Source organism: Streptomyces sp. NPDC001231 (assembly GCF_042896885.1).
Classification (GTDB): domain Bacteria; phylum Actinomycetota; class Actinomycetes; order Streptomycetales; family Streptomycetaceae; genus Streptomyces.
Genome location: NZ_JBIAXS010000011.1, coordinates 226,269 through 233,158 on the forward strand (window position 1 = coordinate 226,269; position 6,890 = coordinate 233,158).

Consider the following 6,890-nt stretch of genomic DNA (forward strand, 5'->3'; position numbering starts at 1 on the left):
CGTTTCTTGCAGGGGATCCGCCCTGAGAGGATCTGCACGTGAGTGACGAAGTACAGCCCGGTCATGTCCGCGTCCGTCTCGACCTGTCCTACGACGGCACCGCCTTCCACGGCTGGGCCAAGCAGGCCGGTGGCAGGCGGACCGTGCAGGGGGAGATCGAGGACGCGCTGCGCACGGTCACGCGGTCCGCGCAGACGTACGAGCTGACCGTGGCCGGACGAACCGACGCCGGGGTGCACGCGCGGGGCCAGGTGGCGCACGTGGACCTGCCCGAGCGCGTCTGGCGCGAGCACCACGAGAAGCTGCTCAAGCGGCTCGCCGGGCGGCTGCCCAGGGATGTGCGGGTGTGGGCGCTGCGGCCCGCGCCCAGCGGTTTCAACGCCCGGTTCTCGGCCGTCTGGCGCCGCTACGCCTACCGCGTCACCGACAACCCCGGCGGTGTCGACCCGCTGCTGCGGGGCCACGTCCTGTGGCACGACTGGCCCCTCGACGTCGAGGCGATGAACGAGGCCGCGCGGCGGCTGCTGGGCGAGCACGACTTCGCCGCCTACTGCAAGAGGCGCGAGGGCGCGACCACCATCCGCACGCTCCAGAAGCTGAGCCTCGAACGCGGCGGCGACGGCATCATCACGGCCACCGTCCGGGCCGACGCGTTCTGCCACAACATGGTGCGCTCGCTCATAGGGGCGCTGCTGTTCGTCGGTGACGGCCACCGCGCGCCGGACTGGCCCGGAAAGGTGCTGGCCGCGGGCGTGCGGGACTCCGCCGTGCACGTCGTGCGGCCGCACGGGCTGACCCTGGAGGAGGTCGGTTACCCGGCCGACGAGCTGCTCGCCGCGCGCAGCCGGGAGGCGCGCAACAAGCGGTCCCTGCCGGCGGCCGGCTGCTGCTGAGCGGCGGTTCGCCGGTCCCCCGTGCGTCGCCCGCCGCCGCGCCGCGGCGGGCGTCCGGCTACTGGTTGGCCGCGGCCGACGCCTGGGTCTCGCCGCGCCGGCGGATCTGCTGGAAGGAGAACTCGGCGAGGTCGTCGCCGGCCCGGAAGGCCGCGGTGTCCTTGTTCGTCACGCTCGTGCCGTTGGTGAAGCCGGTGAGGGTGAAGTAGGCGTAGCGGCCGTAGGAGTTGGTCGTGGAGCGGCAGACGGCGCCGTTGCAGAAGGCCTTGACGCCGCTGCCGGACAGCGGCTTGATGATGCTCTTCTTGTCCGTCTCGCTCTTCGCCTTGAGCGCCTGCGCCTCGGTGTCGAAGACCGCGATGCCGACCGTGACCGCGACGCCGCCCTGGCTGTAGGTCACCCGCAGCAGGCGGGTGCAGTCGTTGTCCGTCAGGGCCTTGACCAGCGTGCCCTGGGCGGCCGTGGCGCAGCTCTTGGCGTCGTCCGTGGGGCCCTTCTTGTACACGGTCTCGCCCATGGTCAGCTGGGTGCCCGGGAAGAGCGTGTCCGTGCTGAGCGGGGCCGTGTCCTTCTTCGCGCTGGATATGAAGTCCTTCGGGTCCAGCGGAGGCGGAGCGGTGGTCGGGGCGAAGGACGGCCCCGTGGCGGACTCGCTCGGCAGGGCGGCGGTGCCGGGCAACCGGGTGGCCGGGCCGCCCGACGCGTTGTTGTCGCCGTTCGCCGACACCACGGCCATGGCGACGGCCGCGCCGATCCCGACGGTGGCCAGCAGGCCACCGCCGACGAACAGCAGCCGGCGCCTTCTGTTCCGTGCCTCCGAGGCCTCGGCGAGCGCGGCCCAGTCCGGGGTCTGGTCACTGCCCCCGCTGTTCCGCGACTGCTCAGAATTCGGTTTCCAGGGATCCCACTGGGACTGCGAGCCCCCCTGCCCATAACTCATGGGGCGCATCTTAGACGGGGTCCGAGGGCCCTCCGCGCGCCCGCCGCCGGCCCTCCCGGGGCCTTAGGTGCACGCCGGTACAAAGCGACACGCCGCAGACCGGTACCAGCCGTCGAGCGGCCTGGAATGAGGCGCCGGAACCGCCGGGACCCGCGGTCGCACACCGTTTTGACCGTTCCAGGGCGCCACGGGTATCCTGCATCTTCGTTGTGTATTGGCTTGCTCATTCTCACGGGACGGGCCCTTACACCGGTCCACCGGGCCGATGACCAGCGACCAGCACGCGGTTTGCGTCACCGTGGTGCGGTCAGGGCTGTCGTGATCGTCTTCGGTGACCTTGTCAGGACCACTCACTGAAGATAGCGAAGGCTACGAACCGTGCGTACGTACAGCCCCAAGCCCGGCGACATCACGCGCCAGTGGCACGTCATTGACGCCCAGGACGTCGTCCTGGGCCGCCTGGCGTCCACCGCCGCCACCCTTCTGCGGGGCAAGCACAAGCCGATCTACGCGCCGCACGTCGACGCTGGTGACTTCGTCATCATCATCAACGCGGACAAGGTGCACCTCTCCGGCAACAAGCGGACCCAGAAGATGGCGTACCGCCACTCCGGCTACCCGGGTGGTCTGCGCTCCGTCCGGTACGACGAGCTGCTCGACAAGAACCCGGAGAAGGCCATCGAGAAGGCCGTCAAGGGCATGCTCCCCAAGAACTCCCTGGGCCGTCAGATGCTCTCGAAGCTGAAGGTCTACAAGGGTGACCGGCACCCGCACGGCGCCCAGCAGCCGGTGCCGTTCGAGATCACCCAGGTCGCGCAGTAAGTCCGGCCACCCCCTAAGACTGAAGAGAATCTGAGGAGAATCGTGGCCGAGACCACTGCCGAGCAGCCGCTCGAAGAGCTTGACATCGACAGCTACACCACCGAGTCCGAGGTCCCCGTCGAGGGCGAGTACACCTCGGAGTCCATGGCCTCCCGCTTCGGCGAGCCGCAGCCGGCCGCCGGCCTGGGCCGCCGCAAGAACGCCATCGCCCGCGTCCGGATCGTTCCGGGCTCCGGCAAGTGGAAGATCAACGGCCGCACCCTCGAGGACTACTTCCCGAACAAGGTGCACCAGCAGGAAGTCAACGAGCCCTTCAAGGTGCTCGAGCTCGAGGGCCGTTACGACGTCATCGCCCGCATCGCCGGTGGCGGCGTCTCCGGCCAGGCCGGTGCCCTCCGTCTCGGTGTCGCCCGTGCCCTGAACGAGGCCGACGTCGACAACAACCGCGGCGCGCTGAAGAAGGCCGGCTTCCTGCGTCGTGACGACCGTGCGGTCGAGCGCAAGAAGGCCGGTCTGAAGAAGGCCCGCAAGGCCCCGCAGTACAGCAAGCGCTAATCTCAGCGGCGCCCCTGCACGTACTCCGAACGCCCCGGCGGCACGCCTATGTGCCTCCGGGGCGTTCGTTTATCGCAAGGCTTCGGCGTATAACGGCACAAGGTGCTCAACGGCTGGTGTGATCGGATGCCCGGAGCGTCGAATGCCATGGACCGGCCCACGGACCGGCCCCTTCTCGAACTGACGCTTCCTCAGGAGGACAAGTGGGACGACTCTTCGGCACGGACGGCGTCCGTGGCGTCGCCAACGCGGACCTGACCGCCGAGCTGGCGCTCGGCCTCTCGGTCGCGGCGGCGCACGTACTGGCCGAGGCGGGCACCTTCGAAGGCCACCGGCCGACGGCGGTGGTCGGGCGGGATCCGCGCGCGTCCGGGGAGTTCCTGGAGGCGGCCGTGGTCGCGGGCCTGGCGAGCGCGGGCGTGGACGTCCTGCGGGTCGGCGTGCTGCCGACGCCGGCGGTGGCGTACCTGACCGGGGCGCTCGGCGCCGACCTCGGCGTGATGCTCTCGGCCAGCCACAACGCCATGCCCGACAACGGCATCAAGTTCTTCGCCCGGGGCGGTCACAAGCTCGCCGACGAGCTGGAGGACCGGATCGAGTCCGTCTACGAGGAGCACCGCACCGGCGCGCCCTGGAACCGCCCGACGGGCGCCGGTGTGGGCCGGGTACGCGACTACGACGAGGGCTTCGACGGGTACGTCGGCCACCTCGTCGGCGTCCTGCCGAACCGGCTCGACGGACTGAAGATCGTGCTCGACGAGGCGCACGGCGCCGCGTCCGGCGTCTCGCCGGAGGCCTTCCGGCGTGCCGGGGCCGAGGTCGTCACCATCGGCGCCGACCCGGACGGCCTCAACATCAACGACGGCTGCGGCTCGACCCACCTCGGCCCGCTCAAGGCCGCCGTCGTCGAGCACGGCGCCGACCTCGGCATCGCGCACGACGGCGACGCCGACCGCTGCCTGGCCGTGGACCACACGGGCGAGGAGGTCGACGGCGACCAGATCCTGGCCGTGCTCGCGCTGGCGATGCGTGAGCGTTCCGCACTGCGCTCCGACACCGTCGTCGCGACCGTGATGTCGAACCTGGGCTTCAAGCTGGCCATGGAGCGCGAGGGCATCCAGCTCGTGCAGACCGCCGTCGGCGACCGCTACGTCCTGGAGGAGATGAAGGACAAGGACTACGCCCTCGGCGGCGAGCAGTCCGGCCACGTCATCATCCTGGACCACGCCACGACCGGCGACGGCACGCTCACCGGCCTGTTGCTGGCCGCCCGGGTCGCCGGGACCGGCCGTACGCTGCGGGACCTGGCCTCCGTGATGGAGCGCCTGCCGCAGGTCCTCATCAACGTCCCCGACGTGGACAAGTCCCGGGTGAAGACCTCCGCCGACCTGGCCACCGCGGTCGCCGAGGCGGAGCGGGAGCTGGGCGGGACCGGCCGGGTGCTGCTGCGCCCGTCGGGTACCGAGCCGCTGGTCCGGGTCATGGTCGAGGCCGCGGACATCGAGCAGGCCCGCTCGGTGGCGGGCCGCCTGGCGGATTCGGTGAAGTCGGCGCTCGGCTAGTCCCGGCCGGATCTAGCCCAGGCCCTGGCCGGCCTTGGACACGCGCTCGCGTTGCCTCGCCCAGAACCACTTCTGGGCGAGCAGGGTGAGCGTGCCGGCCAGGACGATGCCGAGCATGTTCAGCAGGAGCTGGACCGTCGAGCCCAGGGTCTGGGCGGTGTCGCCGTAGGCGAGCGCGACGGCCGCGTTGGCGGCGGCCGGGACGGTGGTCACGGAGATGGCCACGCCGATCAGGGCGCCGGACTTGGCGGAGGTCAGCGAGAGCGTGCCGGCGGCTCCGGCGAGGACGGCCACGACGAAGGAGAACGCGTCGGGGGCGTAGACGAAGGCGGTGTTGGGCCGGGCGCCCTCCAGCTTCGCCTTGCTGAACAGCCCGACGGCGTCCATGAACAGCGTGAAGCCCGCCGTGACCGCCATCGCCATCGCGAACCCTGCCAGCAGGGCGATCAGCGAGCGCAGCGCCAGCCGCGGGGCCCGCTGGACCAGGGCCGTGCCGATGCCCGCCAGCGGTCCGAACTCCGGTCCCACGGCCATCGCGCCGACGATCAGGACGGCGTTGTCGAGCACCACGCCACAGGCGGCGATCATGGTGGCCAGGGTGATGAACGCGAGGTAGGTGACCGACAGCGTCGACTCCTCGTGCGTGGCCTCCGTCAGCTCCTGCCACAGCACCGCGTCCGCGCCCTCGCCCGGTGCCGCCCTTTCGGCCCGCTCGGCCTGGGCGGAGAGCGTCAGGTCGGGGCTCTCGACGGAGACGGAGCCGCTCTGTTCGATCCCCAACTTCCTCAGCCCGTCGAGGAGTTCGTCACCCGCTTCGCGTGCGACGTCGCACAGGACCACGTCACCGGCCGGGCTGCGGGCGGCGGAGGGCAGCACGACGAGGTGCGCGGTACCGACCGTCGTCTCGATCAGACGCACCACGTCGTCGGTCTGTTCGTGCGGTGTGATCAGGCGCAGATGCAGCATGGCGGCAGCGTAGACGTCACAGTTTCCGCAGGCTCAGCCGCTGCACCTTGTGGTCGGGTCCCTTGCGCAGCACGAGCGTGGCACGGCCCCGGGTGGGGGCGATGTTCTCCACCAGGTTCGGCTTGTTGATCGTCCGCCACATCGTGCGGGCGTAGTCGAGGGCCTCCGCCTCGGACACCTGGGTGTACTTGCGGAAGTACGAGGACGGGTCCTGGAAGGCCGTCGTGCGCAGCTTGCCGAACCGGTTCAGGTACCACCGCTCGATGTCCTCGGCGCGCGCGTCGACGTACACGCTGAAGTCGAAGTAGTCGGCGAGCCCGACCCTGGTGCGGCCGTCCGTGCCGGGCAGGGCGGGCTGGAGGACGTTCAGGCCCTCGACGATCAGGATGTCGGGACGCCGTACGGTGAGCTTCTCGCCGGGGACGATGTCGTAGATGAGGTGGGAGTAGACGGGCGCGGTCACCTCGTCCTTGCCCGCCTTGATGTCGGCGACGAACCGGGTCAGGGCCCGCCGGTCGTACGACTCCGGGAACCCTTTGCGCGACATCAGCCCCCGCGCCTCCAACTCCCGGGTCGGCAGCAGGAACCCGTCGGTGGTGACCAGTTCGACCCGCGGATGCTCGGGCCAGCGGGACAGCAGCGCCTGGAGCAGCCGGGCGACGGTCGACTTGCCCACGGCGACCGAGCCGGCCACCCCGATCACGAAGGGCGTGCCCGACTGGGACCCCTTCTCGCCGAGGAACGTGTTCAGCGCGCCGCGCAGCCCGTCCGTGGCGCCGACGTAGAGATTGAGCAGCCGGGACAGCGGGAGGTAGATGTCGCGTACCTCGTCGAGGTCGATCACGTCGCCGAGACCGCGCAGCCGTTCGACCTCCGCGGCGGAGAGCGGCAACGGCGTCTTGTCACGCAACGCGCTCCACTCGGCGCGGGTGAGGTCGACGTAGGGAGTCGCCTCCGGCCGGGACCGGTGGGCGCTCCGGGGCATCGAGGAGACCGGAGAGATCACATTCCATTGTTAACGGAGTTCGAACAGCGCGCAGGGTGGGGTGTGTCACTTAGAGGTCATCTCATTTGGCGAGTCGGCGGTAGCAGATGAGGGTGCAGGCGATGCTGGTGAAGGCAAGGAAGTGCTCTGCCTTGCGTTCGTAGCGA

General features: G+C 70.4%; 7 protein-coding genes. 4 read left to right on the top strand and 3 right to left on the bottom strand.

Annotation, left to right across the window (positions count from 1 at the left end; translation table 11 throughout):
- Positions 1 to 38: 38 nt before the first annotated feature.
- The gene (gene truA / locus ACFY3J_RS16365; protein ID WP_390841077.1) at positions 39 to 893 is read left to right on the top strand and encodes a tRNA pseudouridine(38-40) synthase TruA; all 855 of its coding nucleotides are present in this window, start codon (positions 39 to 41) and stop codon (positions 891 to 893) included.
- A 58-nt stretch (positions 894 to 951) separates the two neighbouring features.
- On the opposite strand, the gene ACFY3J_RS16370 is transcribed toward truA, so the two are convergent.
- Positions 952 to 1,833, bottom strand: a complete 882-nt coding sequence (locus ACFY3J_RS16370; protein WP_384175903.1) for a hypothetical protein — start codon at positions 1,831 to 1,833, stop codon at positions 952 to 954.
- Positions 1,834 to 2,211: 378 nt separating this feature from the next.
- On the opposite strand from ACFY3J_RS16370, the gene rplM reads away from it, so the two are divergent.
- The 3 genes from rplM to glmM all read left to right on the top strand — a co-directional run bounded on the left by rplM (position 2,212) and on the right by glmM (position 4,772).
- On the top strand, positions 2,212 to 2,655 hold the full coding sequence (gene rplM, locus ACFY3J_RS16375) for a 50S ribosomal protein L13 (RefSeq protein WP_390841079.1): 444 nt from the start codon (positions 2,212 to 2,214) through the stop codon (positions 2,653 to 2,655).
- Positions 2,656 to 2,697: 42 nt separating this feature from the next.
- Positions 2,698 to 3,210: a 30S ribosomal protein S9 gene (gene rpsI, locus ACFY3J_RS16380; RefSeq protein ID WP_095750302.1), complete on the top strand. Its 513-nt coding sequence runs from the start codon at positions 2,698 to 2,700 to the stop codon at positions 3,208 to 3,210.
- A gap of 203 nt (positions 3,211 to 3,413) precedes the next feature.
- The gene (glmM, locus tag ACFY3J_RS16385) at positions 3,414 to 4,772 is read left to right on the top strand and encodes a phosphoglucosamine mutase (RefSeq protein ID WP_384175900.1); all 1,359 of its coding nucleotides are present in this window, start codon (positions 3,414 to 3,416) and stop codon (positions 4,770 to 4,772) included.
- A gap of 12 nt (positions 4,773 to 4,784) precedes the next feature.
- On the opposite strand, the gene ACFY3J_RS16390 is transcribed toward glmM, so the two are convergent.
- Positions 4,785 to 5,738 carry a DUF389 domain-containing protein gene (locus ACFY3J_RS16390; protein WP_384175898.1) on the bottom strand — a complete coding sequence of 318 codons (954 nt, stop codon included), beginning with the start codon at positions 5,736 to 5,738 and terminating at the stop codon, positions 4,785 to 4,787.
- Positions 5,739 to 5,754: 16 nt separating this feature from the next.
- Positions 5,755 to 6,723, bottom strand: coding sequence for a type I pantothenate kinase (gene coaA / locus ACFY3J_RS16395; RefSeq protein ID WP_384175896.1), 969 nt, complete (start codon positions 6,721 to 6,723; stop codon positions 5,755 to 5,757).
- Positions 6,724 to 6,890 lie beyond the last annotated feature (167 nt).